Raw genomic sequence first — 16212 nt, forward strand, 5'->3', positions numbered from 1 at the left:
GGCCGGCGCGCGGCGCGATCTCTCCGGGCCACCCCATCGACGTCGGCCGCCTCGGCGGGACGCGCCGCTCAGGCTGCCACCAGGGCGTCCAGGGTCAGGGCCTCCGGGGGTGCGGGGCGGTTCAGGTGGTAGCCCTGCAGCAGGTCGACGCCGGCCTTCGCCAGGTCGGCCGCCGTCGGCTCGTCCTCGACCCCCTCCGCGACCACGGTCATGTTCAGGGCCTTCGCGATCGCGATGACCGAGTCGATGATCGTGGCGTGGGCCGGTGAGTCGTGCATCTGGACCACGAACGAGCGGTCGATCTTCAGCTCGTCGATCGGCAGGCGCGGGAGCAGGCCGAGGGACGTGTACCCGGTGCCGAAGTCGTCGATCGCCACCCGGACCCCGCGCAGGCGGAGCTCCGCGAGCTGGGCCGCAACCTGATCAGGATTGGTCAGCACGGCGGTCTCGGTGATCTCCACGGTGAGCAGCGACGGCCGGAGCCGTTCCAGGTCGAGCAGGGTCAGGATGGTCGGCACGGCGCGTTCCTGGGCCAGGTACGCCGGCGGCAGGTTGACCGAGACCGGCAGGTGATGCCCGTCCGCGTGCCAGCGCGCCGCCTGGTGCAGGGCCTCGGCGAGGACCCAGTCGGTGAGCTCCAGGATCACGTCGGAGCGTTCCGCGTCGGGCAGGAAGACGCCCGGCGGGAGCAGGCCGCGCTGCGGGTGCTGCCAGCGGACCAGGGCCTCCACGCCGTGGATGACGCGGGTGTTCGCGTCGTGCAGCGGCTGGTAGTGCAGCCGCAGGTGCCCATTGCGCAGGCCGGTCCGCAGCTCGGTGAGCTGGCGCAGGTCGACCCGCTGGGTACGGTCCAGCCCCGGCGTCCACTCGACCACGCCGGTCCGCTCGTTCTTGGCCCGGCGCATCGCGGCGGCCGCCCGGCGCTGGAGCACCGTGACGTCGTGGTGGTCGGCCGGGCAGGCGCCGATGCTCACCTCGACGCTGATCGGCAGCCCGTCGATCCGGTGCGGGCCGCGGATGCCGGCGGCGACCCGGCGCCCCACCGACTGCGGGGTCTGGCCGGGCGGCAGCTCGGCGAGGAGCACCAGGAACTGGTCGCCGTCCAGCCGGGCGGCGAGGTTCGCGGGTCCGCAGGTCTCCCGCAGCGCCGCGGCGACCCGGTGCAGCAGCACGTCGGCGCCGTGGTGGCCGAGCACGTCGTTGGCGTCCTGGAACCGGTCCAGGCCCAGGTGCAGCACCCCGGCGAGCTCCCCGGCGTCGAGGCGGCGCTGCCCCTCGGCCTGCACCACGGTGCGGTTGGAGAGCCCGGTCAGCGCGTCGGTCCGGGACAGCCGCGCGTAGCGCCCGGCCATCGCGGCGAGCAGGTCCAGCACCGGCGCGATGCCGAGCCGGCCGTCGGGCCAGCCGACCAGCACCGGCTCGTCGCGCTGCTCCACCGGACGGGCCAGCGCGGCCTCGGCGGCGATGTCGACCGCGGTGTCCGCGGGGATCGAGAGCGACTCGGGCTGGACGAGCTCGGCGGCGGTGCGCCGCGCGGTGAGCGCCCGGCCGAAGCCGAGCGGGCCGCTGCCCTCCCGGTCCAGGCGGTTGCGGCTGACCAGCCGGTAACCGGACTCCGTCTGGATGATGACGCCGGGCGAGAGCGGCTCGGCGCGCAGGATCGCCTCCACCTCCAGCATCGTGGTGGTCGCCGGGAGCGGCTCACACGGTACGGCGATCTCGCCCAGGTGACGGGGCAGGCGCGGCGCGGTCACGGGCGGCCGCCCAGGTCGAAGCAGGCGCCGTCGACGAGTACCTGGTCGCCCTCGGTGCGGGGGCGGAAGCGTACCCAGACCGGGCCGTCGGGACCGGCGAGCTCCGCGTCGGCGGACTCGCCCCGGTTGGCGGCGGCCCAGAGGTCCTCGAGCAGGTCGTGCTCGACGGGCAGGATCCGCTCCTTGAGCCCGGTCAGCGGATGGGGCACGCCGGCCTCCGCGGTGAAGGAGAGCGGCGCGAGCCGCCGCGTCAGGTCGTCCAGGTCACGGCGTGTTCCGGCGAGTCGTTCCTCGGCCTCCCTCTCCCGGGTACGGTCGAGCAACATCCCGTCCCACACGGTGCCGCCGTCCGGCTCGCGGCGCGGCCGGGAGACGCCGTGCACCCAGCGCCGCTCGCCGTCCCGGCGGACGACGCTGCCCCGCCAGTGCCACGGCTCCAGGGTCTCGGCGCTCTCCCGGATGCTCGCTATGAAGGACTCACGCTGGTCCCCGTCGACGACCTGGAGGTTGGCGGTGCCGACGAGCTCCGCGGGTTCCACGCCGAAGATGTCCCGGCAGGCGTCCGAGACGAAGGTGAACTGCGAGTTCCCGGCCGTGTCCACCCGGAACTGGTACAGCATGCCGGGCGCGTTGTTGACCGTGGTCCAGAACCGGCGCTCGCTGTCCTTCAGCGCGGCCTCGCTGCGCTGGCGGGCGGTGTCGTCGATGGCGATGGTGCAGACACCGTAGACCGAGCCGTCCGGGTCGGTGAGCGGTACCCGGGTGACCACGTACTGGCGGATGTCGTCGCCGAACGGGATCTCCTCCAGGTCGGTCCGGGCCGTGCCGGACTCGGCGACCGCGACGTCGGTGGCCCGTCTGGCCGCGGCGACCGCGGCGGGGACCACGTCGTGCTCCCGGCGCCCGACCATGTCGGCCGCGGTGACCTGGAAGACCCGCTCGTACTCGCCGTTGACGAAGAGGTAGTCGCCGTCCAGGCCCTTGGCCGAGATCATCGCGGTGGCGTGCTGCAGGATCGCGCTGATCAGCGTGTTGCTGCGCTGCAGCTCCTGCTGGGCCCGGTGCCAGTCGGTCTGGTCGGTGACGAAGGCGAAGAAGCCGTCCTCGCCGAGGCGGTCCACGTTCATCGAGACCTGCAGCGCGGTGCCGTCCCGGTGGATCGCCGGCACCTGGACGTGGTCGCCGAGCGGGGTGCCGTCGTCGCCGGCCACCAGTCGCCGGGCGAAGCCCGCGTGGTGCCCGGAGCGCAGCTGTGGCGGGACGATGGTGTCCGCCAGCGGGCGGCCGACGGCTTCCTCGCGAGTCCAGCCGAAGAGCCGTGCGGCGGCCGGGTTCCAGTCCCGGATGATGCCGGCGCGGTCGACGTGCAGGAAGGCGAGCGAGGTCGCGTCGACGGCCCGGGTCCGGCCGTCGGCCACCGGGGTCGTCTCGGTCTGGGCGGTGAACACGCCCGAACCATCGGATCCCCGGTGGCCGACTTGAGGGTCAGCTCAGGCCGAACACCGTCCCGGTCTTCCCGGTGGTGATCACCCCGGCCTTGGCGACCAGGTGGAGCGCCGGGTCCGCGGCGGTCCGGACGGTGACCCCGCCCTTGGCCGGGATCCGCTTCACCGGGGTGCCGGTCGCGCCCAGGACGACGGAGCCATCGGTGATCTGCACGAAGAGAGACGGTTTGTCCACGGACTGGATCGTCTCGGTGCCGTCGTCCGCCGCGACGAAGCGGAACTGGGTGGTCGCCACGTCACGAGGAGCCGGTGCCACCTCGAGAGCCGTGCCGGCGTGCCGGACGAAACCGCCCGAGGACGGGGAGAGGCGGACGATCGGGCCGCCGTCGCCGACCGGGACACCGAAGAGCGGGGTCCCGTCCGGGTGCCAGTAGAGCTTCTGCACCCTGGTGTGCCGGTTGGGGTCGTACAGCGGGTCGCCGGTGATCGCCTTGTAGTCGCGGGCGTGGTAGACCAGCACGTCGGTCTTCCCGTCCTCGGCCACGGTGAACTGGTTGTGCCCGGGACCCCAGCGCTCGGTGTCGTCGTTGCTGACGAAGACCGGGTCGTCGGACTTCACCCAGCTGGACCGCTCCAGCAGGTTCGCGTCCGCATCCGCGGTGAGCAGCCCCATGCAGTAGTTCGCGTCGGTCGCGCTGGCCGAGAAGGTCATGAAGACCCGCCCGTTGCGGATCAGCACCGCCGGGCCCTCGTTCACCTTGTAGCCCTGGATCTCCCAGGACTTCGTCGGCGTGGTCAGGCGGACCGGCTTGGTCTTCAGCGTCCACGGGTTGGCCAGCTCGGCGATGTAGACGCTGGAGTTGACCGCGATCTCCGGCTCGCTCTGCGCCCAGACCAGGTACTGCCGGCCGCGGTGCGCGAAGACGGTGGCGTCCAGCGCGAAGCTGTCCCACTCCAGCGCGATCTCGCCCTTGACGGTCCAGCCGGACGGGTCCAGCGGGTCGTCGAGCGCGGACTCCAGCACGAACGGCCGGATGTGCCAGATGTCGTTCGCGTTGCTGTTGGTGAAATAGACGTACCACTTACCGCCGATGCGGTGCAGCTCCGGCGCCCAGACGAAGCCGCCCATCGCCCCGCTGGACGGCCGGGTCCAGATGGTCACCTCGGTGGCGTCGGTCAGCCCGGCGAGGGTGCTGGAGCCGCGGAGCACGATCCGGTCGTACTCCGGAACCGAGCCGGTGAAGTAGTACCTGCCGTTGATCCGCTGGCTGATGAACGGGTCGGCCCGCTGGCTGATCAGCGGCTGGGTGGTCGGGACGCCGTAGATCTCGGCGTCGCTGCGGACCGGGTCGGCGTGCGGCGCACCCTCGGCGGCCGCCGGCAGGGCCGCGGCGAGGGCTCCGGCGGCGGTCACCCCGAAGAGCGTCCGGCGCTTGATGGAGAAAGACATGTGCGGGCTCCTCATCGGGTCCGGATGCGCAGGAAGGTGACCGAGTTCGCCGGGAACTCCCGGGTGAAGGTCGACGAGATGCCCTTCACGGTGCTGGTCACCGGCAGGATCGGCTCGGCGGTACGGGTGTTCTGCTCGCCCGGGTCGCCGGTCAGGACGGTCATCTTCGCGGTGGAGGCGACCTTGCGGCCCCCCAGGTCGATCTTGGTGACGGCCGCGGTGTCCTTCGCGTTGACCACCTTGACGATCAGCTCACCGGTCTTGTCGTCCTGAGTGACGACCTGCGCGAACGGCTCGGTCACCGCGTTGTCGTCGAAGCTGCCCCACTCCACGCCGTCCAGGTAGAGGGTCACCGCGGTGCCGCGTACCGAGATCTTGAGGTCGTAGGTCTGCCCGGTGGTGACCGTGTTGGCCTTGGTGATCAGCTGCTCCTTGGCGGAGGTGATCCCCTTCTCGATGGCGCCCTGGGTGTTGTTCCAGCCGCCCAGGTTCCACCAGTAGAACTGGCCGGTCTCCTGGATGCCGAACGCGACCAGGAAGCCCTCGGCGCCCGCAATCTTGGTGGCCTTGAGCGTGTAGTCGTAGTCGGTGTCGGTGATCGTCGCGGCCTTGACCATGGTGTCCGCGGTGTCCGTGGTCGTCTGGGTGTAGGAGCCGTCGGCCGCCGTCCAGTTGCCCCGGGCCTGCACCGCGGTCCAGCCGTCGGCGTTCCCGTCGTTGAAGTCGTCGCTGAAGATCACCGTGCCGTCCGGCTTGGTGACCTTGACGTCGTCGTACTTCGCGGCGGTGTTCCAGGTGGAGAGGCCGATCGCGCCGGTGATCGGGGTCGGCTGCACCACGCCGCCGCCGCTGACCGTGGTCGGCACCACGCGGTCGCCGACGTTGGTCATGAACAGCTTCTGCATCTGGTAGCTGGTCGAGCCCCACGACTCGTCGTTGTCGAACCAGATCATGTCCGGTTTCCACTGCACGTTGTCGATGTTGGCGAGCAGCGGCGCGTAGGACGCCATCTTCACCACGTCGGCGTTACGCTCCAGCCCGGTCATGTAGGCCGCCTCCGCCAGGGAGTTGTAGAACTTGGCGTCGAGCGAGGCGTATTCGCCGAGAAAGACCTTGGGACCGTTTCTGTCGTACGAGTCGTAGCGCGCGTTGTTCTGCAGGAACCAGGACGGACTGTTGTAGTAGTGCTCGTCCACCATGTCCGTACCGTTGGCCTTGTTCTTGGCCCACAGATTGTCGAAGGTGGTGCCCTGGTCGTCCGGACCGGAGTTGCTCACCACGGTGATGTCCGGGTACTTCGCCTTGATCGCCGACTCGAACTTCAGGAAGTTCGCCCAGTACGCGTCCGGCAGGTTCTCCTCGTTGCCGACCGCGACGGTGGTCAGTCCGAACGGCGCCGGGTGGCCGGAGTCGGCGCGCAGCTTGCCCCAGGTGGTGTCGACCCCGCCGTTGGCGTACTCGATCAGGTCGAGGGCGTCCTGGATGTGCCGCGAAAGCAGCGCGTCGTCGACCGTGGCCTTGTTCTGGCCGCAGCCGGTGACCAGCGCGGGGAGCACCGGCAGCGGCATGGCGCCGATGTCCTCGGCGAACTGGAAGTACTCGTAGTAGCCGAGGCCGTAGGACTGGTTGTAGCCCCAGAAGTTCTTGTTGGTGGCGCGCGTCTCGACCGGCCCGACGGTGTCCTTCCACTGGTACGCCCGGGCGCGGTTGTAGCTGCTCGCGGCGTCGTACCCGTACATGGAACCGGTGTTGACCAGGCAGCCGCCGGGGAAACGCACGAAGCCCGGCTTCAGCGCGGCGATCTTGTCGGCGAGATCCTTGCGGAGCCCGTTGGCCCGTCCCTTGTAGGTGTCCTTCGGGAAGAGCGAGACCTCGTCGAGCTTCACCGCGCCGGACGAGGCGACCGTGAGCCGGCCCTGGTCCGAGGTGGCGGTGGCCCGCAGCGTGCCGGTGTACTTCGTCCACGCGTCGCCGGCGGTGGTGATGGTGATCGGCGCGGCGCCGGTCAGCGTGACGGTGATCGTCGCGTCGCCCCGGGCCCAGACCGAGAAGTCGTAGGTCGCGCCCTTGGTCACCGCGATGCCGGTGTTGTAGCCCGCGTTGGTGACGCTGCCGTTCAGCGACAGGTAGTTCCGGTTGCGCTCGTTGAGCCGCGACGCGTCGTTGACCACGGTGGCGGTGCCGGTGGTGGTCCAGGCGGTCAGGCCGGTGAAGCCGGTGGCGTCGGTCGCGTTGAACTCGAATGATCGGTTCCGGACAAGCTCGGCGTAGAGGCCACCGTCCGCCGCGTAGTTGATGTCCTCGAAGAAGACGCCGTACTGGGACGTGGAGAGCTCGGGGCCGCTGGCGGTGGAGGCCAGCTTGATCGTGTAGTCGGGCTCGACGGCCGCGGCGGTCACCGGGGGCGAGACCGCGAGCGGCAGCGACACCAGGAGGGCGGTCGCGCCGACGATGGACTTGATTCTGGGCATGGAGGATCCTCCGGTGCGGGTACAGACGCAACGTGAGTGTGTCGGGGATGTTTCCGGTGGAGGCGTGCTAGGCAATGTGTACGCAAACATCGATGACTCTGTCAAGAGCGGATCGTCGATGTCCTAGCAGGAAAAGAAGGGTTACAGTGCCCGAGTGCCGGCGTTGTTAGCGTTAACCTGCGGTGATGCCGAGAGACTTCTCGATCCGGCGCAGATCCGGATAACGCGCGCCCTTGAGCAACCCGATCGCCTCACCGCGGGCCCGCTCGGCGGCCGCGTGATCACCCATGGCCAGGTGCACGGTGTACAGACCGATCAGCGGCTCGATCCGCTGGCTCGGCCGGCCCGCCTCGTGCATGTCGAGCGCCTGCTCGAACGCGGCCACCGCCGCCGGGACGTCACCGTTCGCGAAGTGGAAGCGGCCCAGGTGCATCGTGGAGTTCGCCGCGCCGATGGTGTTGCTCCAGCGCAGGTTGATCGCGAGCGCCTCCTCCAGCATCTCGCGGGCCTTCTCCCGGCCGCCGGGCTGGTGGAAGTGGTACCAGGCGATCGAGTGCAGCGTGTTCGCCTCGTCCGGCTGCGCGGTGTCCGGCGAGACCCGGCGGTAGTTCTCCAGCGCCTCCCGGCTGTGCGGGTAGGCCGCGGCCGCCTCCTCCGGCGTCGGTATCCGGTACAGCCCGGTGATCGCGACGGCGAGCCCCTGCAGGCCGTGCGCCAGACGCAGCGGATCCGCCGTCACCCGCCCGACTTCAATAGCCCTCTCCAGGTACGGCCGTGCCGCGGCGCCCTGGTCCAGCCACAGGTGGCCGCGCCCGCTCACGTAGTTCAGGAACCCGATCCACCACCAGTCACCGCCCCGCTCGGCGGCGGCCAGGGCCCAGCCGATCAGCGCGAACGAGTCCTCCAGATAGAACCGGACGTCCTGCTGGTACGGCACCAGCGTCCACGCGAACGGCCCGAGGTAGCGCTCCCGCAGCGGGGTCCGGCACAGCTCCGCGAGGGCCATGCAGTTCTCGTACTCGGCGTCCATCCAGGCCAGCGCCGCCTCGGCGGAGGCGAACCCCTCGGGCACCACCCCGGCCGAGACCGAGCCGCCCCGGTACGGCCTCGGGTACGACAGGTACGCGTCGGTCGCCGCGATCGCCGAGTGCAGGTGGTACTCGATCAGCCGGCGCAGTACCTCCTCGCGGGCCATCGGCTCGTCCCGGCTCATCGCCAGCTCGGCCGCGTAGCTGCGGACCAGGTCGTGGTAGCCGAACCGCCCGGGACGCCGCTCCTGCAGCAGGTGCGCGTCGCAGAGCGTCCGCAGCAGCACCCGGGTCACCGCCCGGTCGCCGCCGGCCACGTTCACCGCGGCGGCGAGCCCGATGTCCGGCCCGGGGTGCAGCGCCAGGTGCCGGAAGAGCCGGGCCGCCGCGGTCGGCAGCCGCCGGTACGACCAGGAGAAGACCGCGCGCAGGTCCGGCCCGAACGCGTCCAGCCCCTCCTCGCCGGTGAGCTCGGCGGCGACCGTACTGAGCGGGAAGCCGCTGCTCACCACCCGCGCGCAGACCACGGCAAGGGCCAGCGGCAGGCCGCCGCAACGGGCCACGATCGCGTCGCGGGAGGCCGGCGAGCCGTCGGTCATCGCCGGGCCGAGCCGGGCACGCAGGTACGCGCGGGCCTCCTCGGCGTCGAAGCCGTCCAGGTGCACGGTCCGGGCGCCGTCCGAGACCTCCAGTCCGCTCAACCGCCCGCGGCTGGTCACCACCACCGCGCACCCGGCCGCGCCGGGCAGCAGCGGGCGGACCTGCTCGGCGTCCCGGGCGTTGTCCAGCACCAGCAGCATCCGGCGGCCGGCCAGCGCGCTGCGGAACAGCGCGGTCCGCTCGGCGTCGCCGGTCGGCACCCGATGGTCGGGGACGCCGAGCGCGGTCAGGAAACCGTGCAGCACGTCGCCGGGGGCGGCGGGGGCGTCCTCCGGGCCGTATCCGCGCAGTTCGGCGTAGAGCTGGCCGTCCGGGAACCGGTCGGCGGCCTGGTGCGCCCAGCGGACGGCCAGGGTGGTCTTGCCGACCCCGCCGACCCCGCTGACCACCACGAGCGGCGCGCCCTCCGGGTCGCCGGTGTGCCGGGTCAGCTCGGCCAGGGCGGTCTCCCGCGCGGAGAAGGTGCCGGGGGAACGCGGCAGTTGTGCCGGGCGTACCGGGAACTCGCCGGTCGCCGCCGCGGGCGCGGGCTTGCGCTCCAGTCCGAAGGTGAGAGCCTCCTCGAGGACCTCGCCGCGCTGCTCCAGGATGCCGCGCTCCAGCTCGGCCAGCGCGGGCTCCGGCTCCAGCCCCAGCTCGTCGGCGAGGTAGCGGCGGTGCCGGCGCAGCGCGTCCAGCGCCTCGGCGGAGCGGTGGTTGGCCCAGAGCGCGATCGCGAGCAGCCGCCAGGCCTGACCGCGGAACGGCTCGGCCTCGGTCAGCGCCTGGGCGACCAGCACCGCCTCGCCGTGCCGGCCGAGCACCATGTGGCAGACGAGGATCCGCTCCTGGGCGACCCGGTACGCCTCGGCCAGCCGGGTTATCGAGGCCTGCGCCCACGGCTCGTCGGCGAACTGCTCGTACGGCCGCCCGTGCCAGCGGTCCATCGCGCCGCGCAGCAGGGTGAGCGCCTTCTCCGCGGAGGCCGGCGAGAGCCCGAGCGGGCGCATCTCCTGAACCCGGCGCAGGTCCTGCTCGAACGCCCAGGAGTCGACCGCGTCGTCGGGTAGCCGGAGGGCGTACCCGGAGGCCTCGCTGACCAGCACGGTCGGCGGCGTCCTCGGTGGACGGTCCGGCTCCAGCAGACGGCGCAGCCGGGAGATGTAGACCTGCAGCGAGGCCTGCGGCCGTTCCGGGGCGGCGTCCTCCCAGAGCTGATCGATGATCCGGTCGACCGGCACCACGCGCCCACGGGCCGCCACCAGCATGGCCAGCACGGCCTGCTGCTGGTAGCCGCCGAGCACGACCGGCCGCCCGTCGATCCGCGCGTCGATCGTGCCGAGCACGCGCACCTCGATCATCGCCAAGTGTCCCGATCCTTCGGGGTCGTCATTGCCTCCTGAACGCGCCCGCCGGGGTTCCGGTCCCGGCCGGGCGGCATCACTCGAAATCCTGACGCAGGGTTACCGCAACCAGGTTTCGCACCGGGATACTAGATCCTCCACCGGGCCATTCCCGTTTCCTGGGCCGCTCCCGTCGGCAAGCCGACATCAGGAGATTCACATACGTCAGGTCCGAACCAGCCCCCGACACGCCCCCGTCCCGACGCCAACCACCCCCACAGAGCGTGAGCGCACACCGATCAGCCGTCGTGGGTGAAGTCCTCCGTGCGGACCGTGGCGGTACGGCGGCGGTACTCGCCGGCCAGGCCGGGCCAGTTCGTCACCACGCGGCCGGACGGGGTGCGGTACCAACTCTGGCAGGCGCTCCACACCGACGTGGCCAGCCGGGTCTGCATCTCCCGGTCGAAGGCGGCCGCGGGCTCCGGGCGTACCGAAAGCGGTCCTTCCACCAACCGGGAGGCGGAGGCGATCCACCGGGCCTGCGCCTCGTGGAAGTAGACGACCGAGGTGTTGCCGGTGTTCGTGTTGGGGCCGTAGACGAGGAACATGTTGGGGAAACCGGGTACGGCCATCCCCAGGTACGCGTGCGCGCCGTCCCGCCAGACGTCGCTGAGGACCCGGCCGTGCTCGCCGGTCACCCTGATCGGGACCAGGAGCTCGGTCGCGGCGAAGCCGGTGCCGTAGATCAGTACGTCGCACGGGTGCTCGGCGCCGTCGGCGGTGCGCACGCCGCCCGGGGTGATCGCGATGATCTTCTCGGTGACCAGGTCGACGTCGGCGCGGCCGAGCGTGGGCAGCCAGTCGTTGGTGAAGAGTGTGCGTTTGCAGCCGATCGGGTCGGCCGGGGTGACCTTGGCACGCAGCGCGGGATCGCGGACCTGCCAGCGGCGCTGCAGCGTCGAGATCCCACGGAGCAGGCCGTTCGCGACCGGGTTGCCGGTCACCGCGAGTCCGGTGACCATGGTCATCAGCCAGGTACCGGCCCGCGCCGGAGCCATCAGGATCGGCCAGCGGGTGTAGAGGAAGCGGCGGCCCCGGCCGTACCGGCGGTCCGGTTTGGGGAGCGTCCACGGCGCGGTCCGCTGGAAGACGGTGACGTGCGCGGCCCGCTCGGCGATCGCCGGGACCAGCTGGATCGCGCTGGCGCCGGTGCCGACGACGGCGATCCGCCGGCCGGTGAGCTCGACGGCGGGATCCCAGCGGGCGGTGTGCAGGATCGGTCCGGTGAACGTCTCGGCGCCGGGGAGGTGCGGGACGGCAGGGCGGGACAGCTGCCCCACGGCCGGGATGAGGATGTCGGCGGTGAGCTCCTCGCCCCCGGTGGTGGTCAGCAGCCAGCCGGCACCGGTCCAGACGGCGGACGCGATCTCGGTGTTCCAGCGGACCCGCCCGGCCAGCCCGAAGTCGGCGACGCAGCGCTCCAGGTAGTCGAGGATCTCCGGCTGCGGCGGGAACCGGCGGGACCAGGTGGGGTTCTGCGCGAAGGAGTACGAGTAGAGCGGCGCGGGGATGTCGCAGGCGCACCCGGGGTAGAGGTTGTCCCGCCAGACGCCGCCCGCCCGGTCCGCCTTCTCCACCAGCGTGATGTCGGTGAACCCCGCCGCGATCAGGGCGCGCGCCGCCGCGATGCCGCCGAAGCCGGCACCGATGATCACGATCGACTTCGCCGTCACCACCGCAGCGCCGCCGGGGCATCGCCCGGAACCACCGGATGGTGCGGCTTGACCGGATTCATCATCTTATAAGCCTCGTCGGTGGAAGGCCGCGGGTCGGGCTCGCCCACGTTCGGCCACAGCGCGACCGCCCGCTCAGCCAACGCCGCGATCGTCAATGAGGGATTGACACCCAGGTTGGCCGCGACCACCGACCCGTCGATCACGTGCAGACCCGGATGACCGTACAACCGCAGGTAGGGGTCGACCACCGCGCCGACCGCGCAGCCTCCGATGAAGTGCCCGGTCACCGGCTTGCCGACCAGCTCGGTGTAGGCGCCCAGCGGCACGCCGTCCACCTTCTCCGCGGTCCGCCGGGCCACGTCGTGCGCGGCCGGCACCCAGTCCGGGTTCGGCTCGCCGACACCCGGACGGCTGGTCAGCCGCCCGCGCCGCCGGAACACCGTGATCGAGTTGTCCAGCGGCTGCATCGCCAGCAGCACCACGGTCTGCCGCGACCAGTCCCGCGGGGAGAGGTAGAGCCGCAGGTCCCGCCCGGCCTTCGCGAGCTGCCTGAGCCCGGCCCACCAGCGTGGCCGGTAGCCCGCGTCGTCGACCAGGACCGTACTGAGCAGCGCGAGCAGGTTGCTGCCCGGCCCGTACCGGACCGGCTCCACGTGGGTGACCGGATCGGGGTGGATCGACGAGGTGATCGCCACCCCGTGGCTGTAGTCCCGGTCCCGCCGCCGGGTGCGCGCGCCCAGGATGGACTCCGAGTTGGTCCGGCTCAGCTCACCGAGCCGTGGCGAGATCCCGGGGAGGACACCCCGGTCCCGTAGCCGGTGCAGCAGCCGCTGGGTGCCGAGCGCGCCGGCCGCGAAGACCACCTGCCCGGTGGTGAAGGTCCGCCGCGCCCGTCCCCCGGTCCGCCGGGTCTCCACCCGGTAGCCACCGCCGGGGAGCGGGCGCACCTCGCGCACGGTGGTCAGCGCGTGCACCACCGCACCGGCCTGCTCGGCGAGGTAGAGGTAGTTCTTGACCAGGGTGTTCTTGGCATTCCCCCGGCAGCCGGTCATGCACGAGCCGCAGAGGGTGCAGGTCCGCCGGGCCGGTCCCACCCCGCCGAAGAAGGGGTCCGGCGTCTCGGCACCGGCCTTCTGCCCGCCGGTGGAGAAGAGCACTCCCACCGGCGTACGCCGATAGGTGTGCCCCACACCGAGGTCCACGGCGACGGCCTTGAGAGCGCGGTCGGAATCGGTCTCGACGGGGTTGACCGTCACGCCCAGCATCCGCTTGGCCTGGTCGTAGTAGGGGGCCAGCTCGGCCTTCCAGTCGGTGATCGAGGACCACTGCGGATCGGCGTAGAACGCGTCCGGCGGTTCGTAGAGCGTGTTGGCGTAGCCCAGCGAGCCACCCCCCACCCCGGCACCCGACATGATCATCACGTTCTTGAGCAGCGTGAGCCGGAGGATGCCGTAGCACCCGAGCGCCGGGGCGTAGAGGTAGTCGCGCAGTCGCCAGGAGGTCTTCGCGAACTCGTGGTCGGCGAAGCGCCGCCCCGCCTCGAGGACGCCGACCCGGTATCCCTTCTCGGTCAGGCGCAGCGCGGAGACGCTGCCCCCGAATCCCGAGCCGATCACGAGGACGTCGTAGTCGTACGACATCGCCGTAGCATCACGCGCTTATTGGCAACATGTCAACAACACGTTTCCGGTCTTGCTCGCAGCGTGAATCCACCCGGGACGGTCTCGGCTCCGGCGCACCTGCGGCCGAGGATGATCGCATGACGTCGCTCGTACACCACCGGAGCGGATCCGGCGCCCCGCTGGTGCTGATCCACGGCCTGGGCAGCCACTGGCAGGTGTGGTCCCCGGTCCTGGACGACCTCGCCCGGCACCGCGACGTGATCGCCCTCGACCTGCCCGGCTTCGGCGACTCCCCGCTCTGGGCACCCCCGGCCGGCCGGCTACCGGGCTCGGTCCCGCACCTCGCCGACGTGGTCTCCGCCTTCCTCGACGACCTCGGCCTCGACACCCCGGAGATCGCCGGAAGCTCGCTGGGCGGCGGCATAGCCCTGGAACTCGGCCGCCGCGGCCGGGCCCGCGCGGTCACCGCCTTCGCACCGGTCGGCTTCTGGCGCCCGCCCGGCCGCGCGTGGTGCTCCCTCGTCGTCGGCGGCGGCCGCTCCCTGGCCCGCGCGCTCGCCCCGCTGCTCCCCGGCGTCCTGGCCTCCCCCACCGGCCGGACCGTGTTCTGCGCCCCGTTCTACGGCCGCCCCCGCACGCTCCCGCCGCCGGACGCCCTGGCCGGGGCCCGCGCGCTGGCCGGCGCACCCGGCTTCCCCGCGGCCCGCGCCGCGTTCCGCCGCCTCACCCCGTGGAGCCCCGCCGCCCTGGCCGCCCTCGCCGCCGTCCCGGTGACGATCGCGTGGGGGACCCGCGACGCGGTGCTCCCCTACCGCGCCCAGTCCCGGCGTGCCCGCACGCTGCTGCCCACCGCCCGGCACGTCCCGCTCCGGGGCTGCGGCCACCTCCCGTTCGCCGACGACCCGGCCCGCTGCGTGGACCTCCTGCTCACTGCCAGAACTGGAGGGTGAACGGGGTGTCGGCCGGGGCGCCCGACGGGGCGCGGCAGAGGACGCGTACCTCGTGGAAGTCGGCGTGGCGCGCCACCTCCGCGACCACGCACGACGCGGGCGAATCGAAAGCGGTCAGCTGGACCTGGCCACCGCTCTCCGCGGCGAAGCCGGGGAGGCGCACCCGGTACTCCCCCACGGCGTCCCGGGTGACGGTGTTGGCGGCGCCCTTCGCGTTGAACTGGTACGTCTCCCGCGGGGTGTACCGGGCCTCGGACGCCCGGTCGGCCCAGAGGTAGGCGCCCTGCACCGGATCGTCCGGGGTGGAGCCGAGCCGCGCCGAGAAGGTGACCGCGAACCGGGTGTCCACCGGCCGGCCCCCGGTGTCCCGGCAGCGGACCCGCACACCCAGGTACCGGCCGTCCGGGTAGGGATACCAGCGCTCCACCCCGCAGACGGCCGCCGACTCACCGACCGCGGAGACCTTCACCGTCCCGCCGACCGCGTCGTCGAGCACGGACTCCTGACGACCGAAGTACGCGACGTACGACCCCACGTCCTCCCGGTCCACCGAGTTCGTGCCGCCCGCCGAGTTGTAGCTGTAGTCGTCCGCCACCGTCTGGCTGGCCCGGCCCGGATCGCCGGAGAGCAGGTACGCGCCCGGATCCCCGTCCAGATGCACGAACCGGGCCGCGAACCCGCTGTCCGCCCGCGCACCGGACCGGTCGAAGCAGTCCACCTGGACGATCTCGTCGGGCCCGTCCGCCTGCCAGTCCGGCAGTGTGCAGATCCGGTCGTCCCCGGTGGCCGGGGTGACCTCGGCCGTACCGCCGGACACGCCGAGCCCGGCGAACCGGACCACGTACCGGCCGGTCTCCCGGCGCTCCACGGTGTTCGCCGAGCCGGCCGAGTTGCACTGGTCGGTGGGCTGGTACCCGGCCTCGGCGGGCCGGTCGGCGAGCACGTACCCGGACTGTGCCCGGCACGCCGCGCCCCGCGCCCCCGCCTCCGGACGGGTCGCCCAGGTCACCGCCATCACCAGGATCGGAATCAGCCCACCGCCCAGGGCCACCATCGCGACCAGGGTGCTCATCCCGGGCTCGGAGCGTTCCGGACGGTCCCGCGGGGCGAGCCAGTCGCCGACCACGGCCATCATCCGGGAACCGGCCTCGTCGAGCCGCCTCCGCCAGTCCACGCCGGTCCCGGGTGGTGTCATTCCGGATCGTCGGGCTCGCCGGTCCGGACACCCGAGGTGGCCGAGATGTCCGACCGGCTCTGCGGGGTCTCCGTAGCCGTGGTCTCCGGTGTGCTCCGGGAGGCCTGCGGGGTCGGCGAATCCGGTATGTCCGCTCGGGCTTCCGTCTTTCTCACCGCGCCGCCGGCCCCGGTCCGTCTACCCGGCCGAGGATCCGCTCGCCCCGGTGTCGTCACCTCGCGTGCGGGGATCTCCTCGTGGGTGGGGATCTCCTCGTCCATGGGCACCTCGGGCGCCAGGAGGACCCTTCGTTGCCGCTGGTCCTGAGGGCTCCGTTCCTGCTGCGCCACGACCACCGGCCGGGCCGCCGGGGCCTGCTCCTCGGTGGACGACCCGTCGCACCCGGCGAGCGGACCGCCGGCCAGCAGCGCCACCAGCACCGCCGCCGGGATGGGGGGAATCCCTCGGTTCACCACGCCTCCAACAACCGTCTGCCCCACCAAACGACCCACGCGGGAACAGGGATGCGGCCCGGTCCGGACCACTGCCACACTTCTCCGGTACGCGTGACGCACCCCAACCGTTCGAGGAGACGCCGTA

10 protein-coding genes are annotated in these 16212 nt (G+C 72.1%); 1 reads left to right on the top strand and 9 read right to left on the bottom strand.

The window, feature by feature from the left end; all coding sequences use genetic code 11:
• Positions 1-68: 68 nt before the first annotated feature.
• The 7 genes from AB0M08_RS04810 to AB0M08_RS04840 all read right to left on the bottom strand — a co-directional run bounded on the left by AB0M08_RS04810 (position 69) and on the right by AB0M08_RS04840 (position 13506).
• The gene (locus AB0M08_RS04810) at positions 69-1754 is read right to left on the bottom strand and encodes an EAL domain-containing protein (RefSeq protein ID WP_364488459.1); all 1686 of its coding nucleotides are present in this window, start codon (positions 1752-1754) and stop codon (positions 69-71) included.
• Positions 1751-3202, bottom strand: coding sequence for a PAS domain S-box protein (locus tag AB0M08_RS04815; RefSeq protein ID WP_364488462.1), 1452 nt, complete (start codon positions 3200-3202; stop codon positions 1751-1753). The genes AB0M08_RS04810 and AB0M08_RS04815 overlap by 4 nt, the downstream gene beginning before the upstream one ends.
• Positions 3203-3239: 37 nt before the next feature.
• Positions 3240-4649, bottom strand: coding sequence for a glycoside hydrolase family 43 protein (locus AB0M08_RS04820; RefSeq protein ID WP_364488465.1), 1410 nt, complete (start codon positions 4647-4649; stop codon positions 3240-3242).
• A gap of 11 nt (positions 4650-4660) precedes the next feature.
• The gene (locus AB0M08_RS04825) at positions 4661-7120 is read right to left on the bottom strand and encodes an alpha-L-arabinofuranosidase C-terminal domain-containing protein (RefSeq protein ID WP_364488468.1); all 2460 of its coding nucleotides are present in this window, start codon (positions 7118-7120) and stop codon (positions 4661-4663) included.
• 172 nt (positions 7121-7292) lie between these two features.
• Positions 7293-10148 carry a BTAD domain-containing putative transcriptional regulator gene (locus AB0M08_RS04830; RefSeq protein ID WP_364488471.1) on the bottom strand — a complete coding sequence of 952 codons (2856 nt, stop codon included), beginning with the start codon at positions 10146-10148 and terminating at the stop codon, positions 7293-7295.
• 281 nt (positions 10149-10429) lie between these two features.
• Positions 10430-11863 (bottom strand): NAD(P)/FAD-dependent oxidoreductase, encoded by a 1434-nt coding sequence (locus tag AB0M08_RS04835; RefSeq protein ID WP_364488473.1) that lies wholly within the window; start codon positions 11861-11863, stop codon positions 10430-10432.
• Complete coding sequence (locus AB0M08_RS04840) at positions 11860-13506, bottom strand: GMC family oxidoreductase (RefSeq protein WP_364488476.1); 1647 nt, start codon at positions 13504-13506, stop codon at positions 11860-11862. Before AB0M08_RS04840 ends, AB0M08_RS04835 begins: the two co-directional genes overlap by 4 nt.
• Before the next feature lie 119 nt (positions 13507-13625).
• Between AB0M08_RS04840 and AB0M08_RS04845 the strand changes: the two genes are divergently transcribed.
• Positions 13626-14438, top strand: coding sequence for an alpha/beta fold hydrolase (locus AB0M08_RS04845; RefSeq protein WP_364488479.1), 813 nt, complete (start codon positions 13626-13628; stop codon positions 14436-14438).
• On the opposite strand, the gene AB0M08_RS04850 is transcribed toward AB0M08_RS04845, so the two are convergent.
• Both AB0M08_RS04850 and AB0M08_RS04855 read right to left on the bottom strand, forming a co-directional pair.
• Positions 14416-15633: a hypothetical protein gene (locus AB0M08_RS04850; RefSeq protein WP_364488482.1), complete on the bottom strand. Its 1218-nt coding sequence runs from the start codon at positions 15631-15633 to the stop codon at positions 14416-14418. The genes AB0M08_RS04845 and AB0M08_RS04850 overlap by 23 nt on opposite strands.
• The gene (locus tag AB0M08_RS04855) at positions 15630-16085 is read right to left on the bottom strand and encodes a hypothetical protein (protein WP_364488485.1); all 456 of its coding nucleotides are present in this window, start codon (positions 16083-16085) and stop codon (positions 15630-15632) included. The genes AB0M08_RS04850 and AB0M08_RS04855 overlap by 4 nt, the downstream gene beginning before the upstream one ends.
• Between the last annotated feature and the right edge of the window lie 127 nt (positions 16086-16212).

The sequence above is a fragment of the Actinoplanes sp. NPDC051851 genome (assembly GCF_040681165.1).
Classification (GTDB): domain Bacteria; phylum Actinomycetota; class Actinomycetes; order Mycobacteriales; family Micromonosporaceae; genus Actinoplanes.

Excerpts from the sequence above, each read along its gene's own strand:
- AB0M08_RS04850 (WP_364488482.1), bottom strand. The coding sequence starts at position 15,633 with ATGACACCACCCGGGACCGGCGTGGACTGGCGGAGGCGGCTCGACGAG.
- AB0M08_RS04840 (WP_364488476.1), bottom strand. The coding sequence starts at position 13,506 with ATGTCGTACGACTACGACGTCCTCGTGATCGGCTCGGGATTCGGGGGC.
- AB0M08_RS04845 (WP_364488479.1), top strand. The coding sequence starts at position 13,626 with ATGACGTCGCTCGTACACCACCGGAGCGGATCCGGCGCCCCGCTGGTG.
- AB0M08_RS04830 (WP_364488471.1), bottom strand. The coding sequence starts at position 10,148 with ATGATCGAGGTGCGCGTGCTCGGCACGATCGACGCGCGGATCGACGGG.
- AB0M08_RS04820 (WP_364488465.1), bottom strand. The coding sequence starts at position 4,649 with ATGTCTTTCTCCATCAAGCGCCGGACGCTCTTCGGGGTGACCGCCGCC.
- AB0M08_RS04825 (WP_364488468.1), bottom strand. The coding sequence starts at position 7,120 with ATGCCCAGAATCAAGTCCATCGTCGGCGCGACCGCCCTCCTGGTGTCG.